The sequence below is a fragment of the Stenotrophomonas sp. STEN021 genome (assembly GCF_056760175.1).
In genome coordinates, this window is record NZ_JBRREH010000077.1 from 1 (window position 1) to 24,038 (window position 24,038).

The following is a 24,038-nucleotide window of genomic DNA, read 5'->3' on the forward strand; positions in this document are numbered from 1 at the left end:
CGGAGTCTGTGGCGTGTAGTCGTACTGTGCTGATGCGCTGCAGGGGGAGCCTCTGCTGAGCATGGCTCGGCACTACAGTGCTCCCGCTCCTGCGTCGCTGGTGCGCGCAGAGGGGCTCGTGGGTTGCGGTGGCGGGGTGGTGAGGTGTGAATGTAGCGCCGCCGAGCCATGCTCGTCTGGAGCTCTCCTGGTAGCGTCTCTGCCGAGCATGGCGCGGCACTACATGCCGGCTGTTTGGATTTCCGTTGAAAAACACGCATAAAAAAACAGCAGGCAGTGCCTGCTGTTTTTAGTATTGGTGCGCTCGGAGAGATTCGAACTCCCGACCACCTGGTTCGTAGCCAGGTACTCTATCCAACTGAGCTACGAGCGCTCAACATTGCTGTTGTAGTTTGAAGCGGTGCAGATTATATCTGCGTTCTGACATGGTGCGCTCGGAGAGATTCGAACTCCCGACCACCTGGTTCGTAGCCAGGTACTCTATCCAACTGAGCTACGAGCGCGTCGTTGCCAGGAGCGAGATTATGCGGATTTGAGATGTTTGCGTCAACGGTTTTGTGAAAATTTCTTAATCTTCGGGATGAATCAGTGCCGAAGCCACGTTCTGTGGTGATTTCATCCAATGGAAGTGGTCGGCGCGTACGCCCAAATCGCGCGATGACAGTACTTTCAAGCTGCATGTCGATGCTGGCAGCTTGGCCAGCAGCTGCTGCATCGAACTGACCGGCGCCAGCCAATCGTTGTCCAATACCACGGCGCGTGTAGGGGCGTTGATGCGGCGCATGCCAGCTTCAAGGTCGATCGGCATTCCGAGGGCGGCGTAGTGATTGCTCAGGCCTACGCGCGCCCAGTCGCGTATCAGTCCGCGTGCTTCGGTGCCACCGAATCCGACCTTGCGGCCGGGCAGGGTGCCATTGCGCTGTGCAAGCCACGGCAGGAAGCGATAGGCCAGTGGCAAGAGCCAGCCGCGCGGTGGCGGAAAGCTGCGCCACCACGGCGTGCCGCTGGCGACCAGCCACAAGGCATCGAGCTCGGCATCGCGCAGCCCGGCATAGCAGCAGCTGAGCTGGCCGCCGAGGCTGTGTCCGCCCAGCCGGAACGGCAGTCCGGGCAGCGCTTCATGCATGGCTGCCTCGGCAGCAGGTAGATCAAGTTGCAGCAGTTCCTTGTAGCCCCAGTCGTGGTTGCGGTCGGGGCGCAAGCTGCTGCTGCCGTTGCCACGCCATTCGTGCAGGAACACGGCAATGTTGTTGGCGGCAAGGGATTCGGCGAACGCTTGGTAGTGACGTGCGGCCACGCCCAGTGCCGGTAGCCATAGCAGGCAGGCGCGAGGCTGTGCGGGCAGGTAGGCCAGCAATTGGAAGCTATGGTCATCGGCGCTGCTGATTGGCAGTGCCGTTGTTTCGAAAGGCAAGGAGCTGGTGCTCATGCCGGGCGCGCCGCGCCGAAGTGATCCAGTACCATCACTTCGCTGCGGCCCGGGTGATAGCCGCCCTGCAGGCCGCGCGCGACGTAGTCGATGGCTGCTTCGCAGGCATTGGCCAGCGACAGTCCGCAGCACAGCTGCGCAGCGATGGCCGAAGCCAGGGTGCAACCGGTGCCGTGCGCATCGACCGGCAGCCGGATGTGGCTGAATTCTTCGCGGCTGGCACCATCGAAGTAGCGATCGATGACGCGATTGCCTTCCAATAGATGGCCGCCTTTCAGCAATACCGCTCCGGCACCCATCTCGATCAATGCGGCAGCCGCATCTTCCGCCTCGTCGCCATTGCTGATGCTGCGCCCAAGCAGGAGTTCTGCTTCAGGTGTATTGGGTGTCAGCAGGGTGGCCAAGGGCAACAGGCGTTCGCGCATCGCGCGCAGTGCGCTGTCCTCAAGCAGCTTGGCGCCGCTGGTGGCGACCATCACCGGATCGATCACGATCTGCGGCGGGCGGCGCTGCTCCAGTACGTCGGCAACCAGGTGGATGACATCGGCATTGGCGAGCATGCCGAGCTTGACCGCATGGATGTCGAAATCGTCGAAGCAGGCGTCGAGCTGCGCCTGCAGGAACGGCAGCGGCGGCACATGCACGGCGGTGACGCCGCGGGTGTGCTGTGCGGTGAGGGCGGCGATTGCCGACAGACCATGCACGCGATGTGCGGCAAAGGCCTTGAGGTCGGCTTGGATGCCGGCACCGCCGCCGGAATCGGAGCCGGCAATGGTGAGGGCGGAAACGGGTGTGGAAGTACTCATGCTCCGATTGTGCAGGGTTTGTCGCAGGCCTGCCTCAGGCTTGCCTGCGCATGGCCCATTGCCGGTACAGCACATAACCCAGGCCGCTGAGTCCGGTCAGTACGGCCGGGACAAGCAGTGCGTCGTATTGCCAGCGCACGAACAGCCATGCCCCCACGATGCCGCCGGCCAAAAAGCCACCGATGATCAGGCCGCTCAGGGTCAGTCGGTGCATCGGTACCGGCAGGCCGCGCAGCAGGTGGCCCAGGCCGATGCCGAGGTCGGTGAACATGCCGCTGAGGTGGGTGGTGCGCACTACCGCACCGCTGAACGTGGTGGCCAGCGCGTTCTGCAGCCCGCAGGCCATCGCGGCGGCCAGTGCGCCCCATACCTGGTGTTGTTTGAACAGTGGAATGGCCAGTAGCAACAAGGCCGATTCCAATGCGAGTGCGACGCCGTAGCGTCGGCCGAGTTGCAGCGTGCTGTCCTGGATGATCAGGCCGCTGAGCGTCGCGCCCAGTGCAAAGGCAATCAGCAGGCCCCAGAGGTGACCGACCGAGCGCCAGTCGGCATGTGCAAGGGCAATGCCGAGCTGGCTGGTGCTGCCGGTGACATGGCTGACTGCCTGATGCTCAAACCCCAGGAAGCCGACGGCGTTGACCATGCCGGCCACGCAGGACAATGCAATGGCGCCGATCCAGACCCAGGTGGGCAGGCGGACCTTCATGCCGACGCCGGATCAGGGTGTGGCCGGCGCGCCGTTGCGCTCGATGCTGGAGAACGTACCGGCCTGCGGGTCGTATACCGCGCCCCAGAACTGCGCACCGCCATCGCAGACGCGGATGGCTTCACGGGCCGGATTGGTGTCGCTGTGGTCGGGCAGGGTGAAGGCATTGATGTAGATCAAGCGTTTGCCGCTGGACTCGAAGCCCACATACTGCCGGCCGGACAGGGCCGGCTCGGCAATGGTGGGTTGCAGCTGCGCCAGTTGGCTTTCCAATGCGTCGATGTCGGCGCGACTGGGCGCCCAGTAGCCGGTGACTTCACCGGCATGTTTGGCGGGGCTGTCGCGCGAGCAGGTGTCCAGCACCTGTGCGGCGACCACGGGGCGGGTGACAACCCAGGACTGTCCGGTCTTGACCGCCGTCGGCACGCTGCCGGGGCGCGTGTTCGACGGCGTGCAGGCTGCCAACGTGAGTGTTGCCGCAGCCAGCAGGGACAGCGTGTGCAGGTGTTTCACAGAACCTCCGAAGCGTAATCGGCCAGACGCGAACGTTCGCCCCGGCGCAGTGTGATGTGTGCACTGTGCGGCCAATTCTTGAAACGGTCCACCGCATAGGTGAGGCCGGAGGTGGTTTCGGTGAGGTAGGGCGTGTCGATCTGCTCGACGTTGCCCAGGCAGACGATCTTGGTGCCGGGGCCGGCGCGGGTGATCAGGGTCTTCATCTGCTTCGGGGTGAGGTTCTGCGCCTCGTCCAGGATCAGGTAGCGCGACAGGAAGGTGCGGCCGCGCATGAAGTTCATCGAGCGGATCTTGATGCGGCTGGCCAGCAGGTCGTTGGTGGCTGCGCGGCCCCAGGCGCCGCCGTCCTGGTTGTGGGTGAGCACCTCCAGGTTGTCGGTGAGCGCGCCCATCCACGGCGTCATCTTTTCTTCTTCGGTGCCGGGCAGGAAGCCGATGTCCTCGCCGACGCTGACGGTGGCGCGGGTCATGATGATCTCGCGGTAACGCTGCGTGTCCATGGTCTGTGCCAGGCCGGCGGCCAGTGCCAGCAGGGTCTTGCCGGTGCCGGCGGTGCCGAGCAGGGTGACGAAGTCGATCTCCGGGTCCATCAGCGCATTGAGGGCGAAGTTCTGCTCGCGGTTGCGCGCGGTGATGCCCCACACCGAATGCGAGCCGTGGCGGAAGTCGTTGACCACCGACAAGGTGATGCGGCCATCGCCCTCGACCTTGCTGACCTTGAGCTCTACTTCGTCGTCGCCGGCCAGGTAGGCGTACTGGTTGGGATGCCAGTCCTCGTCGTCGGCGGCCTGGATCTCGTAGCTGGTGCGGCCCTTGTCGCTCCAGCTGCGCAGGCTTTCGCTGTGCTTCTTCCAGAAATCTTCCGGCAGCACGGTGGCGCCGGTGTAGAGCAGGCTGAAATCGTCCAGCGCGCGGTCGTTCTCGTAATCTTCCGAATCGATGCCGGCGATAGCGGCCTTGATCCGCAGGTTGATGTCCTTGGAGATGAACACCACCGGGGTTTCCGGGTGTTCTTCCTTCAGTGCCAGGATCGCGCCGAGGATGGCGTTGTCCGGGATCACCTTGCCAAAGCTCTTGCCGGCCTCGAAATGGCTGGTCTGGAAGTAGAGGTTGCCGGCGCTCTGCGCGCCGCGCAGCTGCAGGCCCTTGGGGCGTGCCAGCGGCACGCCGTTCTGCACGCTGCCGATGCCGGCCTGTTCGATCAGCTCGTTGAGGAAGCGGCTCACCTGGCGGGCATTGCGGCTCGCTTCGGTGGTGCCCTTCTTGCCGTTGTCCAGCTCCTCGATCACCTGCATGGGCAGGTAGACATCATGTTCCTCGAATTTGAACAGCGCGGTTGGATCGTGCATCAGCACGTTGGTATCCAGTACGTAGATGCGCTTGCCTCGGGTCATCGTCGATTCCTGGTGGCGGGACAGGGTCACGCCATCGCACCCGCAGGGCAGGGCGATGACGTGGGTTGGAACGGGATGTGGGTCACTTGGTTTGAGCGGCCTTCAGTGCTTCAAGTACGGCATCGGAATGGCCGGCGACTTTGACCTTGCGCCATTCCTGCACGAGCTGGCTGTCAGGAGAGATCAGGAAGGTGCTGCGTTCGATGCCACGCACCTGCTTGCCGTACATGTTCTTCATCTTGATCACGTCGAAGGCGCTGCATAGCGCTTCGTCGGTGTCACTGATCAGTGGGAACTTGAAACCCTGCTTGGCGCAGAAGTTGTCGTGCGACTTCACGGAGTCGCGGGAGATGCCGAACACCTGTGCACCGGCGCGCTTGAACCTGGGCAGCAGGGCGTTGAAATCCAGGCCTTCGGTGGTGCAGCCGGGGGTGCTGTCCTTCGGGTAGAAGTACAACACCAGCCACTGGCCGGCGAGTTCGCCGAGGCTGGTAGTGGTGCCGCCGGACAGGGCCAGTGGCAGTGCGAGGGTGTTTCGGTCCAGGGTATCGCCGATGTTCATCAGATCCTTTCCGGAGCCTGGGGGTATTCGATTGCAATTACATGAAACGCCGCGCGCCTGTGATGGGCGCGCGAATTTCAGAACTTCATCGGGTCCATGATCGCGTCCAGGTTGAGGTGGTCGCAGAACTCAAGGAAATCGTCGCGCAGGGCGGCGATGTGCATGTTGGAGGGTACGCCAATGGTGATCTGCGCAGAGAACATTTCCGCGCCGGTCTGCATGGCCTGGTAACGGGTGCTCTGCAGGTTCTCGATGGTGATGCCCTGGCGGTCGAAGAAGTCGGCCAGCTGGAACAGGATGCCCGGCTTGTCGGCGGCAACGACTTCCACGATATACGGCAGCAGGTTGGACTGCGCCTGCTTGGCAGCGGTGCGGTACCACACCAGTTTCAGGTTCTCTTCGCGCTCAAGCCGGGTCAGCATGGCTTCGAGCTTGGCGACGGCATCCCAGGAGCCGGTGGCCAGGGTGGTCACCGAGACATCGCGGCCAACCGTGGACAGGCGGGCATCGACCAGGTTGCAGCCGCTGTCGGCGATTCGACGGGTGACGGACAGCAGGGGGGACTCCGGATGCGTCGTATAGGCGTTGATCAGGAGGTGGTTTTCGGTCGGCAGCGGCCGCGGCGTGGTGTCGGTCAAGGTGGTTCCGGGTGCTAGATGAGTCTGAACAACTCCATTTGGGGGCTGTTCGCTGGTGTCCAGCATACTTGCCCGTGCTTTCGACCGGCAAGTAACATGCTTTCGGTCACGAACCCGCCGCTCGGCGGGCTTCTTTACCCCCACGAAGAGCGACTGACACTTTGTCCATATCTGGTCTCATCACCGCGCTGGCGACGCCTTTCAAGGCCGACGGCGCACTCGATCCCGACGGTTGGCAGCGGCTGTTGGCGCAGCAGCTCAAGGGCGGCGTTCAGGGTGTCGTGGTAGCCGGTTCCACCGGCGAAGCCTCAACCCTGTCCGACGATGAATACGATGGCCTGCTGCGCAGTGCGGTTGCCGCCTTCGCCGGCAAAGTGCCGGTGCTGGCCGGTACCGGCCTGTCCGGTACCGCCCGCACCATCGCCCTGACCAAACGCGCTGCCGCCAATGGCGCCACCCATGCGCTGGTGGTCACCCCGCCGTATGTGCGTCCCACCCAGGAAGGCCTGCGCCAGCATTACCTGGCCGTGGCCGAGCAGGGCGGCCTGCCGGTGCTGCTGTACAACGTGCCCGGGCGCACTGGCTGCGATCTGTTGCCGGAGACCGTCGCCGAACTGGCCGCGCACCCGAACATCATCGGCATCAAGGAAGCGGTGGGTGATACCACCCGTCTGAAAGCCCTGCTGCAGCTGCGCAGCGACAGCTTCGCCATCCTCAGTGGTGACGACAGCTCGGCTGCCCGTTCCATGTTGTCCGGGGCCGATGGTCTGATTTCGGTCGGTTCCAACGTGCTGCCCGGTGCCTACCGTACGCTGTGTGACCTGGCCCGTGCCGGTCAGCACGAGGCGGCCGAGGCCTGGGATGCCCGTCTGCAGCCGTACCACGATTTCTGCGGTGTCGAGTCCAACCCCATTCCGGTCAAGGCGCTGCTGCAGCGCATCGGTATTGGTGATGGGCTGCGCTTGCCGCTGCTCCCGCTTTCCGCGCAATACCACGCACATGCCGATCATCTGGCCGCTGACGTGGGTGCGTTGGAAGAACTATCCAGCCGCTGATCCGGCGGCCTTTGAACTCTGGAGATTCACCCATGCGTCAAACCTCTACCGTTCGCGTGTTCTCGCTGGTGCTGCTGGGCGTGGTCACCGCCGTTGCCACCTCTGGTTGCTTCTTCAAGCGCGGCGCGCGCGGCGATTACGCGCTGGCCCCGGAGGCGCGCCCGCTGGAAGTGCCGCCGGATCTGAACCTGCCCAACACTTCCGGTTCGGCACCGATCCCGGCACTGGCCTCGGCGGTCAAGCCGGCAGCGGCGTCGGCCGCTACCGTGGCTTCGTCGCAGAGCGGTTTCACCGCCAGCGGCAACCGTGACGAGGTATTCGGCAAGGTTGGTGAGGCACTGGCCGGCGTCGATGGCCTGACCATTGCCAGCCGCGCGCAGCTGCTGGGCTCCTACGATGTCGCCTACGAAGGCAGCAACTTCCTGGTGCGCGTGGTCGCAACCGACGCTGGCGCCTATGTGTCGGCGGTGGACCCGCGTGGCATGCCAGCCACCGACGCTGCTGCAACCAAGCTGATCGCGGCACTGAAGGCCAAGTTGGCCGGTTGATCGCGGTGGTCAAGCAGTAAAGAAAAGGGCGCCTGCGTAAGCGGGCGCCCTTTTCATTGGCTGGCTGTTGGGCTGGCTATGTGGCGGATCAGCGTTCCAGCAGCTTCAGCTTATCCGGCTTGCCGTCCCATTCGGCGGCGTCGGCCGGCGGGTCTTTACGTATGGTCAGCACCGGCCAGGCCTTGGCCAGCTCGGCATTGAGCGCGACAAAGCCTTCCTGGCCGGCGGGTACGTCATCTTCCGGGAAGATCGCGTTGACCGGGCATTCGGGCTCACACAGCGTGCAGTCGATGCATTCATCAGGGTCGATCACGAGGAAGTTGGGGCCTTCGTGGAAGCAATCCACGGGGCAGACTTCAACGCAATCGGTGTGTTTGCACTTGATGCAGTTTTCGGTAACGACAAAAGGCATGGTGGGGTCCGGCTTTGAACCCTGCAATTCTAGATCAGGATGCAGGGGCTGGGCGGGGGCATTCTCATTGGCCCGGGCTGCAGGCGCAAGGAAACGTGCCGGAGCCAGGGCCCTGGGGCGCTGGCAGGTGTACAAAGCAAAAAACCCCGCAGGGCGGGGCTTTTGCATTCGCAGACGGAGTTGGCGCTCCCTAGGGGACTCGAACCCCTGTTTTAGCCTTGAGAGGGCCACGTCCTAACCACTAGACGAAGGGAGCGTTTGGTCGCGTCTGGCGAGCGCGCTAGTATATGCATCTGGTTGCCGCTCGGCAATCCCGTAAACCCAACTGGAAGCGCCAACATCAATTCCATAGTTACAACGCCGTTCACCGTCCGCGTGATCCCGCGCGACCAGCACACCATCTCGCGCCGGGATATCAGTCCCAATGCGCTGCGGGTGCTCTACCGTCTGCGCGAATCCGGCTTCGGCGCCTATCTTGTTGGTGGCGCAGTGCGCGACCTGTTGGTAGGTGGACGCCCCAAGGATTTCGACGTGGCCACCGACGCCACCCCGGAACAGGTCAAGCAGCTGTTCCGCAACTGCCGGCTGATTGGCCGCCGCTTCCGCCTCGCCCATGTGGTGTTTGGCCGCGAGATCATCGAAGTGGCGACGTTCCGTGCCAACAGTGATGACGGCAGCGGCGACCGTGAGGTCGAGAACGGCATGCTGGTGCGCGACAACGTGTACGGCACCATTGAAGATGACGCCGTGCGCCGCGACTTCACCTGCAATGCGCTGTATTACGCCATCGAGGATTTCTCGGTGCGTGACTACACCGGTGGCTTTGAGGACGTGCTGGCACGCCGGATGAAGCTGATCGGCGATCCGGAGCAGCGCTACCGCGAAGACCCCGTGCGCATGCTGCGCGCGGTGCGGCTGGCGGCCAAGCTCAACTTCGAGATCGACGCGGCCACCGCCGAGCCGATTCCACGCCTTGCTTCCTTGCTGAGCGAGGCCGCGCCGGCACGCTTGTTCGAGGAAGTGCTCAAGCTGTTCCTGTCCGGGCATGGCGTGGCCAGCTTTGAAGGGCTGGAGCGCTATGGCCTGCTGGCGGTGCTGTTCCCGGAAAGCGCCGCGGCGCTGAAGAGCAACCGCACCGGCGCGCTGCGCCGCATCCTGATCGAAGGCCTGCGCAATACCGACGAGCGTGTCGCCAACGAGGAACCGGTGTCGCCGGCCTTCCTGTTCGCGCTGCTGCTGTGGCCGGCCTTCTGCCGTGCGCTGATCGGCCTGCAGAAGCAGGGGCTGGCGCCGGAAGAGGCGCAACGCCGTGCCGCCGACCGGGTGACTTTGCATCAGCTGAGCACGATTGCGCTGCCGCGCCGATTCTCGCTGCCGATGCAGGAAATCTGGCTGCTGCAGTCGCGCTTCAGCAGCCGCCAGCGCAAGCGCGTGCTGCGTACCCTGAGCCATCCGCGCTTCCGCGCTGCGTTCGATTTCCTGGCCCTGCGCCAGGCTGCTTCCAGCGAGCATCAGGAAGACATCGCGTTCTGGCGTGAGGCCCAGGCCGAAGCCGGGCACGAAGTGGGCGCCGGGCTGGATTCGGTGCATACCGATGGCGAGGCGGAGGAGGGCGCGGCACCGCGTCGCCGGCGCCGTCGTCGCCGTCCTGGTGGTGGCAGCGCGGCGGCGGGCGAGTAGGCAGCGATGGTTGTAGCGTGTATCGGGCTGGGCGCGAACCTTGGGGACGCGCCTGCCACCCTGCGTTCGGCGATCCAGGTGTTGGCGCAGCTGCCGGGTGTGCAGCTGCTGGCAAGCTCGCGCCTGTATCGCACGCCGGCCTGGGGCAACGAGGCGCAGCCGGATTTCATCAATGCCGCCGTGGCGCTGCAGACCGATCTGCCAGCGCCGCAGCTGCTGGAGCAGTTGCTGGCGATCGAGCAGCAGTTCGGGCGGGTGCGCGAGCCGGGCCAGCATTGGGGGCCGCGGCTGCTGGATCTGGATCTGCTCTTGTATGCCGAGCAGGTGATCGACCTGCCGCAGCTGCAGGTGCCACACCCCTTCCTGCATCAGCGCGGCTTTGCCCTGCTGCCGCTGGCAGACGTGGCGCCAGATGCCCTGATTCCGGGCCATGGAACAGTGCGGGACGTATTGGTAGGCATCAATACCTGCGGTATCGATCCGATAGGGGGATAATGGTCGGCTCATAAGCCACCGTTATGACCACATGAGCACACACGCAGATAGCAAGCCCTGGACCGTCCCCGCATTGGCCGAGGCCAAGCGCAATGGCCAGAAGCTGGTCATGTTGACCGCTTACGACGCCGGCTTTGCCCGTGCCTTCGACGCCAATGGCGTGGACCTGATCCTGGTCGGCGATTCGCTGGGCATGGTGGTGCAGGGGCACGATTCGACGCTGCCGGTCAGCGTTGACGACGTGGTCTATCACACCCGCGCAGTTGCGGGCGTACTGGAGCGCGCGCTGCTGGTCTCGGACCTGCCGTTTGGCGCCGACGCCACCGCCGAACGCGCGCTGGATGCCTCGCTCAAGCTGTTGCAGGCCGGCGCGGAGATGGTCAAGATCGAAGGTGCCGGCTTCAAGCTGGACATCATCCGGCACCTGGTCGAGCGCGAAATCCCGGTCTGTTCGCACCTGGGCCTGACCCCGCAGTCGGTGTTGCGCCTGGGCGGTTACCGCGTACAGGGCCGTGGCGATGCTGCCAAGCAGTTGCTGGACGACTCCAAGGCCGTGGCCGAGGCCGGCGCCAGCCTGCTGGTGCTGGAATGCGTGCCGACTCCGATTGCCGGCCGCGTCACTGCCGAAATCACGATTCCCACCATTGGTATTGGCGCCGGTCCCGATTGCGACGGACAGGTGCTGGTGCTGCATGACTTCCTCGGTCTGGACAGCGGCCACCGGCGTCCCAAGTTCGTCAAGGATTTCCTTGCCGAAGGCGGTTCGGTGGCGGGTGCCGTCCGTGCCTATGCCGACGCCGTGCGCGCCGGCATCTTCCCCGACGCAGAACACGCTTACGCATCATGATCGAAACCGTTACCGAACTTTCCCGGCTGCGCGCCATTGTCAGCGGCTGGAAGCGCGAAGGCCTGCGCGTGGCGCTGGTGCCGACCATGGGCAACCTGCATGCCGGCCACTACTCGCTGGTGAAGCTGGCGCGTGAGCACGCCGACAAGGTGGTCTCCAGCGTCTTTGTCAACCCGACCCAGTTCGGCCCGAATGAGGATTTCACCCGTTACCCGCGCACGCCCGAGGCCGACACCAGTGGTCTGGAGCAGGCCGGCTGTGACGTGCTGTGGCTGCCCACGGTGGAATCCATGTACCCGTTTGGCGTCGAGCTGGCTGCCAATGTGCACGTACCCGGTGTCAGTTCGCTGCTGGAAGGCGCACACCGCCCGGGGCACTTCGACGGTGTCTGCACGGTGGTGAGCCGACTGTTCAACCAGGTGCAGCCCGACGTGGCCGCGTTTGGGCGCAAGGACTACCAGCAGCTGGCGGTGATCCAGCAGATGGTGGCCGACCTGGCGTTCCCGATCCAGATCCTCGGTGGCGAGATCGTGCGTGAGGCCGATGGCCTGGCGATGAGCTCGCGCAACCAGTACCTGACCGCCGATGTGCGGCCGCAGGCCACGGTGATCCGCAAGGTGCTGCTGGCCGCACGCGATGCCTACCTGGGCGGCGCAGAGCGGGTGGCGGTCGAGCAGCAGGCGGCGGCGCAGCTGGAGGCTGCCGGCTACCTGGTGGATTACGCAGTGGTGCGCATGCCCGACCTGAGCGAGCCCGGTGCCAGCCATGAAGGCGCGCGGGTGGCGTTGGTGGCGGCCAAGCTGGGCACGACCCGCCTGATCGACAATATCGAGTTCTAAGTCCGCGAGTTCTGAACAGGGCGGTCGGCGGACTTGAGCTGTCCGCTGGCAGACTCCTGAATGACAGCCAATGGCGCCCTTGTGGCGCCATTGTCGTATCCGTGCAAGCGTCGCCGCAAAGGTCATGTTGCGGTGCGGGCAAGGGCGCGCGCCGGTGCTAGACTGCGCCCTTTCTCACGCAGTTTCGGCATTGTCATGCAACTCTCCCTGCTCAAGACCAAGATTCACCGCGCCACCGTCACCCATTCGGAGCTGAACTACGAAGGCTCCATCGCGATCGACGACAACCTGCTGCAGGCGACCGGCATCCGCGAATTTGAACAGGTGCACATCTGGGACGTGACCAACGGTGCCCGTTTCACCACCTACGCACTGCGGGCAGAAGCCGGCAGCGGCGTGATCTCGCTCAACGGCGGCGCCGCGCGCCACGTGCAGGTGGGCGACATCATCATCATCGCTGCCTTCGCCGGCATGAGCGAAGAAGAAGCCAGCACGTTCAAGCCCAAGCTTGTCTACGTTGACGGCGACAACCGCATTTCCCACACCAACGACAGCATCCCCACACAGGCCGCATGATCACCAACAACGGATTCGACGTATTGCACGCCCACGCCCAGCGTCTGCAGGGCACCGGCATTCCCTCGCTGATGGCCGCAGAGCCTGACCGGGTGCAGCGCCTGGCGCTGAAAGTCGGTCCGTTGTATGTGAATTTTGCGCGGCAGAAATACGACCGCGCGGCCTTGGATGCCTTGCTGGACCTGGCCGCCGCGCGCGATGTCGCCGGCGGTTTCCAGCGCCTGTTCGGTGGCCAGAAAATCAACCACACCGAAGATCGTGCGGTGCTGCACAGCGCGTTGCGCGGCGATGCCAGTGATACGCCGGTTGCCGTGGCCGCCCGCGCGGAAGCGGTGGCGGTGCAGGCGCAGATGGGGGCCTTGATCAAGGCGCTGGAAGCCAGCAAGGTCACCGACATCGTCAGTGTCGGCATCGGTGGTTCGGACCTGGGGCCGCGTCTGGTTGCCGATGCGCTGCGTCCGGCATCGGGTGCGCGTTTCCGTGTGCATTTCGTTTCCAACGTCGACGGCGCGGCAATGCAGCGCACCCTGGCGACGCTGGACCCGGCGACCACTGCCGGCATCCTGATCTCCAAGACCTTCGGTACCCAGGAAACCCTGCTCAACGGCCGCATCCTGTGTGACTGGCTGGGTGGCAGCGAGCGCCTGTACGCCGTCAGTGCCAACCCCGAGCGCGCCGCCAAGGCCTTCGATATCGCTGCCGAACGCGTGCTGCCGATGTGGGACTGGGTGGGCGGTCGTTATTCGCTGTGGTCGGCAGTGGGCTTCCCGATCGCCTTGGCAATTGGATTTGAACGCTTCGGCCAGCTGCTGGAAGGCGCTGCACAGATGGACGCGCATGCGGCCAGTGCACCGCTGCCGAGCAATCTGCCGGTGTTGCATGCGCTGACCGATATCTGGAACCGCAATGTGTTGGGCTATGCCACCCATGCAGTGATGACCTACGACCAGCGCATGGCGTTGTTGCCGGCCTATCTGCAGCAGCTGGTGATGGAAAGCCTGGGCAAGCGGGTCAAGCGCGACGGCAGTCCGGTCGATGGCGACACGGTGTCGGTGTGGTGGGGTGGCGCTGGCACCGACGTGCAGCACAGCTTCTTCCAGGCGCTGCACCAAGGCACCAGCATCGTGCCGGCCGATTTCATCGGCTGCGTGCACAATGACGATCCCTACGAGATCAACCATCAGGCCCTGCTGGCCAACCTGCTGGCGCAGACCGAAGCCCTGGCCAATGGCCAGGACAGCGAAGACCCGCACCGCCAGTATCCGGGGGGCCGCCCGAGCACGATGATCCTGCTGGATGCGCTGACTCCGCAGTCGCTGGGTGCCCTGATCGCGATGTACGAGCACGCTGTGTACGTGCAATCGCTGATCTGGGACATCAATGCCTTCGACCAGTTCGGTGTCGAGCTCGGCAAGCAGCTGGCCAGCCAGCTGTTGCCGGCGGTGCAGGGCGAGGCAGTGGAGATTGCCGACCCGATGACCCGGGAGTTGTTGGCGCGACTGCGCTGATAACGATTTGTCGTTTGAAAAAAAAGCCGCGCAGAAATGCGCGGCTTTTTCTTGCCCCCTCCCTTTGCCGAAGGCAAGGGGAGGGTTGGGGAGGGGTAAGTCCTTCGCACTATGGGTGAAGGCCCCTGCCGAGCATGGCTCGGCACTACAGAGAGCCGGAGTTACCTGTTCGGGTCGCGTTCCGGGCTTGGCCGCTTGGTCAGCTTGCGCTGCAGCGAGCGGCGGTGCATGCCCAGCAGGCGCGCGGCTGCGGACACATTGCCGCCGGTCTCATGCAGCGCCTGCTGGATATGCTCCCACTGCAGGCGGCTGATCGGCGTCATCGCGTCCGGCGGTTCAACATCCTCCGGCTCCTCGCCGCCCTCGTCCTCCTCGCCAAGCGCGCGCAGGATCATCTGCACCGTCGCCGGCTTCGGCAGGTAGTCATCCGCGCCCAGCTTGATCGCTTCCACCGCGGTGGCGATGGAGGCATAGCCGGTGACCAGCAGGATACGCATGTCCTGGCGCAGCTCGCGCAGGGGCTGGATCAGGTTCAAGCCGGACTCGCTGCCCAGCTTCAGGTCGATCAATGCGAACGCTGGTGGCGTCTGTGTGGCCAGCTGCATGGCGCTGGAAATGTCGGTGGCGGTGATGGCTTCGATGCCGCGGCGGGCCAGGGTGCGCTGCAGGGTGCGCAGATAGAGCGGGTCGTCATCGACCAGCAGGCCGTGGGTGGCAGCAGCATTCATGGACTTACCTCGATAGTGTTCAACGGCAGGCGAAAGCCGACGCGTGCGCCCTGGCCTTCGGCCGGGCGCATCCACAGTTCGCCGTGCAGACGCTCAATGGTGGCATGCGACAGCGCCAGACCGACACCCATGCCGTTGCTTTTGCCGCTGTTGAACAAGGTGCCGGGCAGGGCTGCATCATTGGCGTTGAAGCCCGGTCCGTAATCGCGGACCTCACCGTAGAGCTGACCTTCGTGGATGCGGATGTCCAGGTCGATCTGCGCGCGCCCGGCGTGTTCACCGGCATCGGCAGCATTGTTCAACAGCACCTGCAGCAGATGACCAATACCGGGGTCCAATTTCAGATGCAGCGGGGCGTCGGGGTTGCGTCGCAACTGGATGGTCGGGCGCACCAGTCGCCACTGTTCGAGCACGCTGGCGATGGACACCGGCGCGCGGCTGCCTGCGCCTTCTGCCGGTGCCGCCAACGCCAGCACCTTCTCCCGGCACTGCACCAGCAACTCGCGCAGGGTTTCCAGGTCGTCGCGCATTTCCGGGGTGGCCGCGCCCTGCTCGACGATGTCGTCGGTGAGCAAGGTCATGGTCGCCAGCGGCGTGTTGAGTTCATGGGCGACAGAGGCGGCATGCGTGGCCAAGGCGACAATGCCTTCGTTGCGGACGAAGCGCTCGCGCAACATCGCCAGCTGGTTCTCACGCTCGCGCAGCGCAGCTGCCAAGCGCGTGGAAAAGACCAGAACCACCACGCTGGACAGCAGAAAGTTGGCCGCCGCACCCCATAGGTGCAGGCTCATCGTGTCGAAGTAGCCGCCCTTCAGCGGCAGCCCGAACACCGCGCTCAGCGCATAGCCGCCCACGCAGGCCGCAGCTACCGCATGGGTCCAGCGCAGCGGCAGGGCAAGCGCGGCCAGTGCGATCAGGATCAGGAACAGCGAGCCGAACGGGTTGGCGATGCCGCCACTCCACCCCACCATCCAGGTCAGCACGGTGACGTCGACCAGGATGTGGCCGAAGGCGGTGACCGGTGCCGGGTCGGTGTCATGTACGCGCAGCTGCACGTACAGGTTGAACAGGGCCAGCACGGCGACGCCGGCCCACAGCGGTTCCTGCGGCAGTTCCAGCCCCAACAGCCAGGTGGCGACTAGGATGGTCGCGGCCTGGCCGGCGGTGGCCAGCCAGCGCAGGCTGCACAGGGTGCGCAGAAAAGAGGTGTCTCGGGTTTCCATGCCGCAATCGTATGCTGTTGCGGTGGCTACCACGCAATCCAAGGTTCATGCCGCACGGGTGGTTGGCGCGCTAAAATGGGCAATGCATGACGCCGTGACCCGCCCAACACCGCCCACCGACGCTACCGCGTGGCCCCGCCGCATCACCCAGTCCGTCGCCATCGGCGGCGTCAAGGTGGGCGGAGGTAATCCCGTGGTCGTGCAGTCGATGACCAATACCGATACCGCCGATGTGGCTGCCAGCGTCAAGCAGGTAGCTGAACTCTGGCGCGCGGGCTCGGAGATGGTGCGACTGACCGTCAACAATCCCGAATCGGCCGCGGCCATTCCGCGCATCGTCGAGAAGCTGGCGATGATGGGCATCGAGGTGCCGTTGATCGGCGACTTCCATTACAACGGTCACCAGTTGCTGGCTGCCGAACCAGCCTGTGCCGAGGCGCTGGCCAAGTACCGCATCAATCCGGGCAATGTCGGCTTCGGCAAGAAGAAAGACACCCAGTTCGCGCAGCTGATCGAATTTGCCATCAAGTACAACAAGCCGGTGCGCATCGGCGCCAACTGGGGCTCGTTGGACCAGTCGCTCGCCGCCAAGCTGATGGATGAGAACAGCCAGCGTGCGCAGCCCTGGGATGCCGGCCGCGTACTGCGCGAGGCCTTGATCCGCTCTGCGCTGGATTCGGCCGAGACCGCAGTTGAGCTGGGTCTGCCGCGCGATCGCATCGTGTTGTCGGCCAAGGTCAGTGGCGTGCAGGAACTGATTGCGGTGTATCGCGATCTGGCGCAGCGCTCGGACTTCGCCCTGCATCTGGGCCTGACCGAAGCCGGTATCGGTAGCAAGGGCATCGTCGCTTCGTCGGCGGCGCTGGCGGTGCTGATGCAGGAAGGTATCGGCGACACCATCCGTATTTCGTTGACGCCCGAACCGGGCCAGTCGCGCACGCAGGAAGTCATCGTCGCCCAGGAGCTGCTGCAGACCACCGGTCAGCGCGCTTTCACGCCGATGGTCACGGCTTGCCCGGGCTGCGGCCGTACCACCTCCGAGTTCTTCCAGGAGCTGGCCAAGGTGGTGCAGAACCATGTGCGCGAAAAGATGCCGGTGTGGCGTGTCAGCCATCCCGGCGCGGAGAACATGACCCTGGCGGTGATGGGTTGCATCGTCAACGGCCCCGGCGAATCGCGTCATGCCAATATCGGTATTTCGCTGCCTGGCACCGGCGAAACCCCGGCGGCGCCGGTGTTCGTCGACGGCGAAAAGAAGGTCACTCTGCGTGGCGAGAACATCGCCCATGAGTTCGTCGCCTTGATTGATGACTATGTCGAGACCCGCTATGCCCGAAGCTCCGGTTGATCCCCGGAGCGAAGCTGCCGGTCTGCGTCGCTGGCTCAGCCATAATGCGTGGCGGCTGGTGGTGCTGTTCATCGGCGTGCTGCTGCCCTTGGCCGGCTTCGTTGCCCTGGCAGACGAGATTCACGAGGCCGAGGCATTTCATTTCGATGCGGTCCTGCTGCTGCGCATGCATGCGATGGCCACGCCCGGCCTGAATGACTTCTTCGTGTTGATGTCCAAGCTGGGCTATCAATGGGGCGTCATCCCCGTCGATATCCTGATCGTGGCTGTGTTGCTGCTGCAGCGACACTGGCGCAAGGCCACATTCGCGGCAACGGCGTTCATTGGTTCGGCGCTGTTGAACCTGGGCAGCAAGCAGATGTTCCAGCGCGAACGCCCGAGTCTGTGGGAGTCGATTGCACCGGAAAGCACGTTCAGCTTCCCCAGCGGGCACGCGATGGGCTCGATGACGCTGGCACTGACCCTGGTGTTTTTGACCTGGCGTACACCCTGGCGGTGGCCGGTGGTGGCGATCGTCAGCGGTTTTGTCGTCTCGGTCGGGCTGTCACGGGTCTACCTGGGGGTGCATTACCCCTCGGACATCCTCGGCGGCTGGTGTGCCGCAACGATCTGGGTAACAGGCGTTTATATGGTGATGTTCCGTCGGCGCTGGTCCTTGCCTGCGCCCTGAGTTGCACTGCAATTGGTAATGTCCAAAACGTAAGGGAAGTCCTAAGTCATTGGACGAATTGACCTGATGGATACAGTATTGGCTGCGACGGCATAGTGAGCTCGCCAGCCGCAGGCGCATAAACCGCATCATCCTGATGCTCAAAACTACAGATACATTTCCTGCGAGCCGGTGTCCGATAGAGCCCAGTTGGGCCACTTCTGCTTGATAATACACATGGCCTTGCCATGAGGGACGGGGGAGGGCCGTCGCCTCGCATGCTCGGATTTTGCCGCGCCCAAGGCTTCAACTGTCACCTCGCCGCGAGGAATCCTTCATGACCATCAGCGTTTTTCTTATCGATGACCACGCACTTGTGCGCACGGGCATTCGGATGATTCTTTCGGGGCAAACCGGGATAGAAGTCGTCGGTGAAGCGGACAGCGGCGACGTCGCACTGCCGCAGATCCGCCGCCTGAAACCGGACGTCGTACTGTGTGATCTGCACTTGCCTGGTCTCAGTGGATTGGAGATCACCGAACGCATCGTCAAGGGCGATCACGGCACCAAGGTGATCATCGTCTCCGTGCTGGAAGACGGGCCGATGCCCAAGCGCTTGCTGGAGGCCGGTGCTTCCGGCTATGTGGGCAAGGGAGGGGATTCGAAAGAGCTGATCCGCGCCGTGCATGACGTCGCCATCGGCAAACGGTACCTGGCCACCAGCATTGCGCAGAATCTGGCGCTGTCCAATCTCGAAGGCGGCGCATCGCCGTTCGACCTGCTCTCGCCGCGTGAGCTGGAAGTGGCCTTGTTGCTGATCCAGGGGCACCGCCAGGAAGAAATCGCGCGTCGCTTGAGTCTCAGCGCCAAGACCGTGAACACGCACAAGGCCCGCCTGTTCCAGAAGCTGGGCGTGCAGGACAATATCGCCCTGGCCCGGCTTGCTGCGCAGTACGGTGTGGGTGATCCCAGCAAGGCGATCTGAGGCCAGAAGAGCTTCTGCCAGGCTTTTTCTGCAGAAAGGGCCTTCGAGTGCAGTTGAATCAGAAGAGCGCAGCGGCAACGTTGCGCTCTTCTTGTTTTGTTTGGCGTTGCGGATGGCACGCCAGTCCAACCTTCGCCTGTGGGAGCGGCGTGAGCCGCGAAGCTGGCGTTACTCAGGCCTCCGGCCAGCTGTGCCATCTGATGATGTGTGTGTTTCGCGGCTGACGCCGCTCCCACAAGAAGCTAGAAGCACAGCCGCTGCCGTTCCGTGGTCCAGAAACGCAGAAAGCGGCCCGAAGGCCGCTTTCTGTTTTCGCACAAGCTGGAAGGATCAGCCGTTACGCGGCTGATCGTCTTCCTGCTTTTCGGCGCCAGCTTCGGTCACGACGCTGTCGACATGCGCGGCCGGTGCCGGCGCTGCGGTCTCGACCACAGGCTTTTCAGTGCTTTCTTCAACAACCGCGGTCTGGGCGAACAGCTGGCCATTCTCCGGTACTGCGGGTGCCGGTGCTGCAACCACGGCCGGTTCCGGCTGCAGCGTGCTGACCGGGGCCGGTACTGCGTTGACCGGTGCAACAGGTGCGGCCTGCTCGGTCGGTGCAGTGGCAGCGACCGGCGCAGTGACGACCGCCGGAGCAGCGACAGGTGCTTCGACCACGACGCTGGCCGGGGCTGCGATGGCGGCTTCGGTGACAGCTTCTGCCGGGGCAGTGATTGCCTGTTCGGTCTTGACCACTGCCGGCTCGGCAACAGTTGTCACTTCGATGGCAGCAGCCGGCGCCGGCGCTGCTGCTTCAACAACGGTTGCTTCGACAGTACGCACTTCGACATCGGCGACAGGTGCTGCGGCAGCAACCGCGACAACGGCAGCTGCAGCTTGCACCGGTGCAGCGACAGCCGGCTTGGCTGCTGCTATCGGAGCGGCCGGGGTTGCAGGTTCGTCATCGAACTCGAACTCGGGCTGGCTGCTGGCGGGCTTGACCGGGGCTTCATTGGTTTCGCCATCGGCGTCATCAAAACCGTCCAGACTGTCTTCGTCACCGCCCAGGCTTTCACCACCGGCGGCGCCTTCACCATTGCCACGACGACGACGACGACCACCGCGACGACCGCGCCGCCGACGACCACCGGCTTCGCCGGCAGCTTCTTCGCCTGCAACCGGGTTGCCGTTCTCGTCGACGACCACAGCCACTGCCGGCTGCTCCTCGGAGACGACCGCCGGCTTGGCGATCTCGGCAGCAATGATGTTGTCCTTGACCACGGCATCGGTGTTGGCAATGGCGTCGTTGGCCACGATCGCTGCTGCGGCAACTACCGGCGCTGCGACGGCCGGTGCTGCTGCGCGAGCGGCTTCCTGCTGCGGCTGCTGCTGGCGTGCGGGCTTCTCGGCCTGCGCGTTCTGCTGCTGGACCTGCTTGTCGGTGTCCTGCTGCGGCTTGGGCTGCTTCGGCTGCTTGGGCTGTTTGGCCTGCTGCTGCTCGTTGTTGCGCTGCTGCTTGGGCTGCTGCTGGGCCTGATCACCGCGCTGCTGTTCATTGCGCTGCTTGGGCTGCTGCTGGGCGTTGTTCTGCGCCTGCGGCTGACCCTGCTGCTGCGGCTTGTCAGCGTTCTGGCGGCGATCTTCGCGGCGCTGCTCATCACGGCGGTTGCCGTTGGCGTTGCCGCCCGCATTTGCATTGCCGTTGCCACCGCGACCCTGCTGGCCATTGCGGCGCTGGTTACCACGCTCGTTGCGGTTGTTGCGGCCATTGTCCTGGCGCTGCGGCTGTGCCGGCTGTGCGGTCGGGGCCGGCTCGCCGCCGAACACGCGCTTCAGCCAGCCCATCACGCCGCCTGCGGCGGGCGCGACAGGTGCAGCAACCGGTGCCGGAGCCGGGGCGGCTTCGACGACTTCACGGATCGGCGCAGGCTGGCTGTGCTTGACGTGGGTCACGGCCGGTGCCGGAATGTTCAGCTGGGCCTTGGTCAGTGCATGCACCGGCAGCTTGCGCGGGGTGCCGCGCTGGTAGCTGGGCTTGCTCGACTCTTCACCCAGCTCGTTGTCGCGCAGGCGCGTGACTTCGTAGTGCGGGGTGTGCAGCTGCTCGTCGGCAACGATGACGATGGGCGCGTCATGGCGCTGCTCGATTTCACGCAGGGCGCTGCGCTTCTCGTTGAGCAGGTAGTTGGCGATCTCGACCGGGGCCTGGACCAGCACCTGTCCGGTGTTCTCCTTCATCGCATGCTCTTCGGCAACGCGGATGATGGACAGCGACAGCGACTCGATGCTGCGCATGCGACCCTGGCCGTCACAACGTGGGCAGACGATCTGGCTGGATTCGCCCAGGCTCGGACGCAGGCGCTGACGGCTCATTTCCATCAGGCCGAAGCGCGAGATGCGGCCCAGCTGGACGCGGGCACGGTCGTACTTCAGTGCGCTCTGCAGGCGGTTTTCGACTTCGCGCTGGTGCTTGCTGGAGGACATGTCGATGAAATCGATGACCACCAGCCCGCCCAGGTCGCGCAGGCGCAGCTGGCGGGCGACTTCTTCGGCCGCTTCCAGATTGGTCTGGAACGCGGTGTCTTCGATGTCGCTGCCCTTGGTGGAGCGGGCCGAGTTGACGTCGACTGCGGTCAGCGCTTCGGTCTGGTCAACCACGATCGAGCCACCAGACGGCAGGCGCACGTTGCGCTCGTAGATCGCCTCGATCTGCGATTCGATCTGGAAGCGGTTGAACAGCGGGATGTCGTCCTTGTAATGCTTGAGCTTGCGCAGGGTCTGCGGCATCACCTGCTGCATGAAGTCGCGTGCGGTCTCGTACAGCTCTTCGGTGTCGACCAGGATCTCGCCGACGTCCGAGCGCAGGTAGTCGCGCAGGGCGCGCACGATCAGGCGCGACTCCTGGTAGATCAGGAACGGGGCCGGCTTGGTCAGTGCGGCCTCGGCGATCGAGCGCCATACCTGCAACAGATAGTCCAGATCCCACTGCAGCTCTTCTGCATCGCGGCCAACGCCGGCGGTGCGGATGATCACGCCCATGTCGTCGGGGATGTTCAGCTTGTCCAGCGCTTCCTTCAGGGCGGCGCGGTCTTCACCCTCGATGCGACGGGACACGCCGCCGGCAGAGGGGGAGTTCGGCATCAGCACCATGTAGCGGCCGGCCAGGGAGATGAAGGTGGTCAGGGCGGCGCCCTTGTTGCCACGTTCTTCCTTGTCGACCTGCACGACGATTTCCTGGCCTTCGCGCAGGAGTTCCTTGATGCCGGCTTTGTTGTGGTCCACGCCCGCCTGGAAATAGTCGCGGGAGATTTCCTTGAGCGGCAGGAAGCCATGGCGGTCGCCGCCGTACTCGACAAAGGCAGCCTCAAGCGACGGCTCAAGACGGGTGATACGGCCCTTGTAGATGTTGGACTTCTTCTGTTCCTTGGACGGTTGCTCGATGTCGATGTCGTACAGGTTTTGCCCGTCGACGATGGCCACGCGCAGTTCTTCAGCCTGCGTGGCATTGATCAGCATTCGCTTCATTGTGCGTTCCTCGCGCGCTGCTACCGCGCGGAACGCCATGGGGTTTCGCCTCTGGACACGGTTCGCCGCCCATTCGCGCAGGCGCGGGCAGGGCGGCTTGGGTTTCCAGCGCTACGACACCACGGCAGGCCGCGGGAGCGCTTCTTTCTTGTTTTAGGTGTTTCAGGGCCGGCGGCCGCCCGCGGCCGGGGCCGATGGCGTCGCGCGGGACATGGGTTTCGTCCAGCTCGGATGCTTTTTGGCATCCGGCGATGGCCGGGAACGCCGACGAGCCGCTAACATGGCCGCCCCGGGGGCGGTGGCCGCGCACTGTGCCGGATTCGTAGGGGGCGGGGCTTCTGGCCCTGACCAACTTCCAACGAAATCAAACCCTTATATCGCCCCCCGAGTGTAGCAGAATAAATAGGCCGATGACTGATTCCGACAAGCCCCACGCAGCGCCTGCCGCCAAGAGCAGCGTGCGCATGATCAAAGTGCCCGAAGACAGGGCAGGACAGCGACTGGACAACTTTTTGTTGGGTCAGCTGAAGGGCGCCCCACGCAGCCTGGTGTACAAATTGGTTCGCAGTGGCCAGGTCCGTGTGAACGGCGGCCGCGCCAAGGCCGACCGCAAGCTGGACGGTGGCGAAGAGGTGCGGATCCCGCCGGTCAATCTCAATGAGCTTGGAGACAAGGCTCCGCCTCCCAGCAGCTTTCTGCAGCGTATGGAAGAGGCCATCGTCTTCGAGGATGCCAAGCTGTTGGTGATCAACAAGCCGACCGGCGTCGCTAGCCATGGTGGCAGTGGTATCAGCCACGGTGCGATCGAAACCATGCGCGCGCTACGGCCGAACATGAACCTGGAGCTGGTGCATCGGCTGGACCGGGACACCTCCGGCTTGCTGATCCTGGCCAAGAAGCGGTCGGCCCTGGTCGAGCTGCAGGCCTTGCTGCGTGAAGACCATGGCGGCATCCAGAAGCGTTACCTGACTCTGCTGGCCGGGCGTATGCCCGACGGCGTGATGAGTGTGGACGCGCCGTTGCATGTAGGCCTGCGTCAGGGCGGTGAGCGCCACGTTCAGGTGAATGCGATCGGCAAGCCGTCGCTGAGTCATTTCAAGGTATTGGAGCGTCGCGGCGGGCAATCCTATTGCGAAGTCCGGATCGAGACCGGCCGCACCCACCAGATCCGCGTGCATGCCCAGCACATCGGTCATCCGGTCGCAGGTGACGACAAATACGGTGATCCTGCAGTCAACAAGCGCTTTCGTGAACAGATCGGACTCAAGCGCCTGTTCCTGCACGCCGCCTCGCTGGAGTTTGCGCTGGACGGTGGCAAGACACCTTATGTATTGAACGCGCCGCTGCCGCCGGATCTGGTGGATGCGCTGAACAAGCTTTGAGGGTGTGAGTTCGGGATAGGGGAATCTCCAGAGAGGCGCTTCCCCATTGCCTGACAGGTGTCTGCAGGAGCGGCGTCAGTCGCGAAGCCACAGATCAGTCAGGCCGCAAACATGCTGGCGATTTCAGCAGTGTCGGCTTGGGGGGGGGGGGCCCGGCCGGAAAAAAACCGCATGAGGGTTACGAGGGGGGGGCCCCCGGCCCCGGGGG

At 64.3% G+C, this 24,038-nt stretch carries 23 protein-coding genes and 3 tRNA genes; 12 read left to right on the top strand and 14 right to left on the bottom strand.

The features are described from left to right. Positions 1 to 296: 296 nt before the first annotated feature. The 9 genes from ACVOL0_RS15465 to ACVOL0_RS15505 all read right to left on the bottom strand — a co-directional run bounded on the left by ACVOL0_RS15465 (position 297) and on the right by ACVOL0_RS15505 (position 6,117). A tRNA-Arg gene (locus ACVOL0_RS15465) sits at positions 297 to 373 on the bottom strand. Positions 374 to 426: 53 nt separating this feature from the next. Beyond that, positions 427 to 503 (bottom strand) — tRNA-Arg (locus ACVOL0_RS15470). A 65-nt stretch (positions 504 to 568) separates the two neighbouring features. After that, positions 569 to 1,429: an alpha/beta hydrolase family protein gene (locus ACVOL0_RS15475; protein WP_481549837.1), complete on the bottom strand. Its 861-nt coding sequence runs from the start codon at positions 1,427 to 1,429 to the stop codon at positions 569 to 571. Then, entirely contained in the window at positions 1,426 to 2,235 is an 810-nt protein-coding gene (gene thiD, locus ACVOL0_RS15480; protein ID WP_481549838.1) for a bifunctional hydroxymethylpyrimidine kinase/phosphomethylpyrimidine kinase, read from the bottom strand. Before thiD ends, ACVOL0_RS15475 begins: the two co-directional genes overlap by 4 nt. A gap of 34 nt (positions 2,236 to 2,269) precedes the next feature. Beyond that, entirely contained in the window at positions 2,270 to 2,941 is a 672-nt protein-coding gene (locus ACVOL0_RS15485; protein ID WP_481549839.1) for a YoaK family protein, read from the bottom strand. Positions 2,942 to 2,953: 12 nt separating this feature from the next. Continuing rightward, positions 2,954 to 3,445, bottom strand: coding sequence for a hypothetical protein (locus tag ACVOL0_RS15490; protein ID WP_481549852.1), 492 nt, complete (start codon positions 3,443 to 3,445; stop codon positions 2,954 to 2,956). A 5-nt stretch (positions 3,446 to 3,450) separates the two neighbouring features. Continuing rightward, a complete protein-coding gene (locus tag ACVOL0_RS15495; protein ID WP_282267591.1) occupies positions 3,451 to 4,851 on the bottom strand; it encodes a PhoH family protein in 1,401 nt (466 codons plus the stop codon). Between the two features lie 82 nt (positions 4,852 to 4,933). Then, on the bottom strand, positions 4,934 to 5,413 hold the full coding sequence (locus ACVOL0_RS15500) for a peroxiredoxin (protein WP_481549840.1): 480 nt from the start codon (positions 5,411 to 5,413) through the stop codon (positions 4,934 to 4,936). 77 nt (positions 5,414 to 5,490) lie between these two features. After that, positions 5,491 to 6,117: a glycine cleavage system transcriptional repressor gene (locus tag ACVOL0_RS15505; protein ID WP_481514875.1), complete on the bottom strand. Its 627-nt coding sequence runs from the start codon at positions 6,115 to 6,117 to the stop codon at positions 5,491 to 5,493. 95 nt (positions 6,118 to 6,212) lie between these two features. Here ACVOL0_RS15505 and dapA point away from each other — a divergent pair, with 95 nt between their 5' ends. Then, on the top strand, positions 6,213 to 7,106 hold the full coding sequence (gene dapA / locus ACVOL0_RS15510; protein WP_481549841.1) for a 4-hydroxy-tetrahydrodipicolinate synthase: 894 nt from the start codon (positions 6,213 to 6,215) through the stop codon (positions 7,104 to 7,106). Positions 7,107 to 7,138: 32 nt separating this feature from the next. Further along, positions 7,139 to 7,654, top strand: coding sequence for a hypothetical protein (locus ACVOL0_RS15515; protein ID WP_481549842.1), 516 nt, complete (start codon positions 7,139 to 7,141; stop codon positions 7,652 to 7,654). Positions 7,655 to 7,742: 88 nt separating this feature from the next. Here the strand turns inward: ACVOL0_RS15515 and fdxA are convergent, their stop codons facing one another. Both fdxA and ACVOL0_RS15525 read right to left on the bottom strand, forming a co-directional pair. Beyond that, positions 7,743 to 8,066 (bottom strand): ferredoxin FdxA, encoded by a 324-nt coding sequence (gene fdxA, locus ACVOL0_RS15520; protein WP_481509654.1) that lies wholly within the window; start codon positions 8,064 to 8,066, stop codon positions 7,743 to 7,745. Between the two features lie 181 nt (positions 8,067 to 8,247). Beyond that, positions 8,248 to 8,322: transfer RNA gene (locus tag ACVOL0_RS15525), tRNA-Glu, on the bottom strand. Between the two features lie 41 nt (positions 8,323 to 8,363). Between ACVOL0_RS15525 and pcnB the strand changes: the two genes are divergently transcribed. The 6 genes from pcnB to pgi all read left to right on the top strand — a co-directional run bounded on the left by pcnB (position 8,364) and on the right by pgi (position 14,011). Further along, the gene (gene pcnB / locus ACVOL0_RS15530) at positions 8,364 to 9,746 is read left to right on the top strand and encodes a polynucleotide adenylyltransferase PcnB (RefSeq protein ID WP_481549843.1); all 1,383 of its coding nucleotides are present in this window, start codon (positions 8,364 to 8,366) and stop codon (positions 9,744 to 9,746) included. Between the two features lie 6 nt (positions 9,747 to 9,752). Further along, positions 9,753 to 10,241 (top strand): 2-amino-4-hydroxy-6-hydroxymethyldihydropteridine diphosphokinase, encoded by a 489-nt coding sequence (gene folK / locus ACVOL0_RS15535; protein ID WP_481549844.1) that lies wholly within the window; start codon positions 9,753 to 9,755, stop codon positions 10,239 to 10,241. Positions 10,242 to 10,272: 31 nt separating this feature from the next. Then, on the top strand, positions 10,273 to 11,088 hold the full coding sequence (gene panB / locus ACVOL0_RS15540) for a 3-methyl-2-oxobutanoate hydroxymethyltransferase (protein WP_481529387.1): 816 nt from the start codon (positions 10,273 to 10,275) through the stop codon (positions 11,086 to 11,088). After that, a complete protein-coding gene (panC, locus tag ACVOL0_RS15545; protein WP_481549845.1) occupies positions 11,085 to 11,927 on the top strand; it encodes a pantoate--beta-alanine ligase in 843 nt (280 codons plus the stop codon). Before panB ends, panC begins: the two co-directional genes overlap by 4 nt. A 195-nt stretch (positions 11,928 to 12,122) precedes the next feature. After that, positions 12,123 to 12,503 (top strand): aspartate 1-decarboxylase, encoded by a 381-nt coding sequence (gene panD / locus ACVOL0_RS15550; RefSeq protein ID WP_282268181.1) that lies wholly within the window; start codon positions 12,123 to 12,125, stop codon positions 12,501 to 12,503. Continuing rightward, complete coding sequence (pgi, locus tag ACVOL0_RS15555; protein WP_481549846.1) at positions 12,500 to 14,011, top strand: glucose-6-phosphate isomerase; 1,512 nt, start codon at positions 12,500 to 12,502, stop codon at positions 14,009 to 14,011. Before panD ends, pgi begins: the two co-directional genes overlap by 4 nt. A 161-nt stretch (positions 14,012 to 14,172) precedes the next feature. Here pgi and ACVOL0_RS15560 read toward each other — a convergent pair whose 3' ends face one another. After that, positions 14,173 to 14,739, bottom strand: coding sequence for a response regulator transcription factor (locus ACVOL0_RS15560; RefSeq protein ID WP_282268178.1), 567 nt, complete (start codon positions 14,737 to 14,739; stop codon positions 14,173 to 14,175). Beyond that, on the bottom strand, positions 14,736 to 15,962 hold the full coding sequence (locus tag ACVOL0_RS15565; protein ID WP_481549847.1) for an ATP-binding protein: 1,227 nt from the start codon (positions 15,960 to 15,962) through the stop codon (positions 14,736 to 14,738). The genes ACVOL0_RS15560 and ACVOL0_RS15565 overlap by 4 nt, the downstream gene beginning before the upstream one ends. 82 nt (positions 15,963 to 16,044) lie before the next feature. Between ACVOL0_RS15565 and ispG the strand changes: the two genes are divergently transcribed. From ispG to ACVOL0_RS15580, 3 genes are all read left to right on the top strand, one after another. Beyond that, a complete protein-coding gene (gene ispG, locus ACVOL0_RS15570; protein ID WP_481549848.1) occupies positions 16,045 to 17,310 on the top strand; it encodes a flavodoxin-dependent (E)-4-hydroxy-3-methylbut-2-enyl-diphosphate synthase in 1,266 nt (421 codons plus the stop codon). Next, positions 17,291 to 17,980: a phosphatase PAP2 family protein gene (locus tag ACVOL0_RS15575; protein ID WP_481549849.1), complete on the top strand. Its 690-nt coding sequence runs from the start codon at positions 17,291 to 17,293 to the stop codon at positions 17,978 to 17,980. The genes ispG and ACVOL0_RS15575 overlap by 20 nt, the downstream gene beginning before the upstream one ends. A gap of 316 nt (positions 17,981 to 18,296) precedes the next feature. Then, positions 18,297 to 18,944: a response regulator gene (locus tag ACVOL0_RS15580; RefSeq protein WP_481514887.1), complete on the top strand. Its 648-nt coding sequence runs from the start codon at positions 18,297 to 18,299 to the stop codon at positions 18,942 to 18,944. Positions 18,945 to 19,274: 330 nt separating this feature from the next. Here the strand turns inward: ACVOL0_RS15580 and rne are convergent, their stop codons facing one another. Beyond that, entirely contained in the window at positions 19,275 to 22,448 is a 3,174-nt protein-coding gene (gene rne / locus ACVOL0_RS15585; RefSeq protein ID WP_481549850.1) for a ribonuclease E, read from the bottom strand. Between the two features lie 410 nt (positions 22,449 to 22,858). Here rne and ACVOL0_RS15590 point away from each other — a divergent pair, with 410 nt between their 5' ends. Further along, positions 22,859 to 23,830, top strand: a complete 972-nt coding sequence (locus tag ACVOL0_RS15590) for an RluA family pseudouridine synthase (protein ID WP_481549851.1) — start codon at positions 22,859 to 22,861, stop codon at positions 23,828 to 23,830. Positions 23,831 to 24,038: the final 208 nt, after the last annotated feature.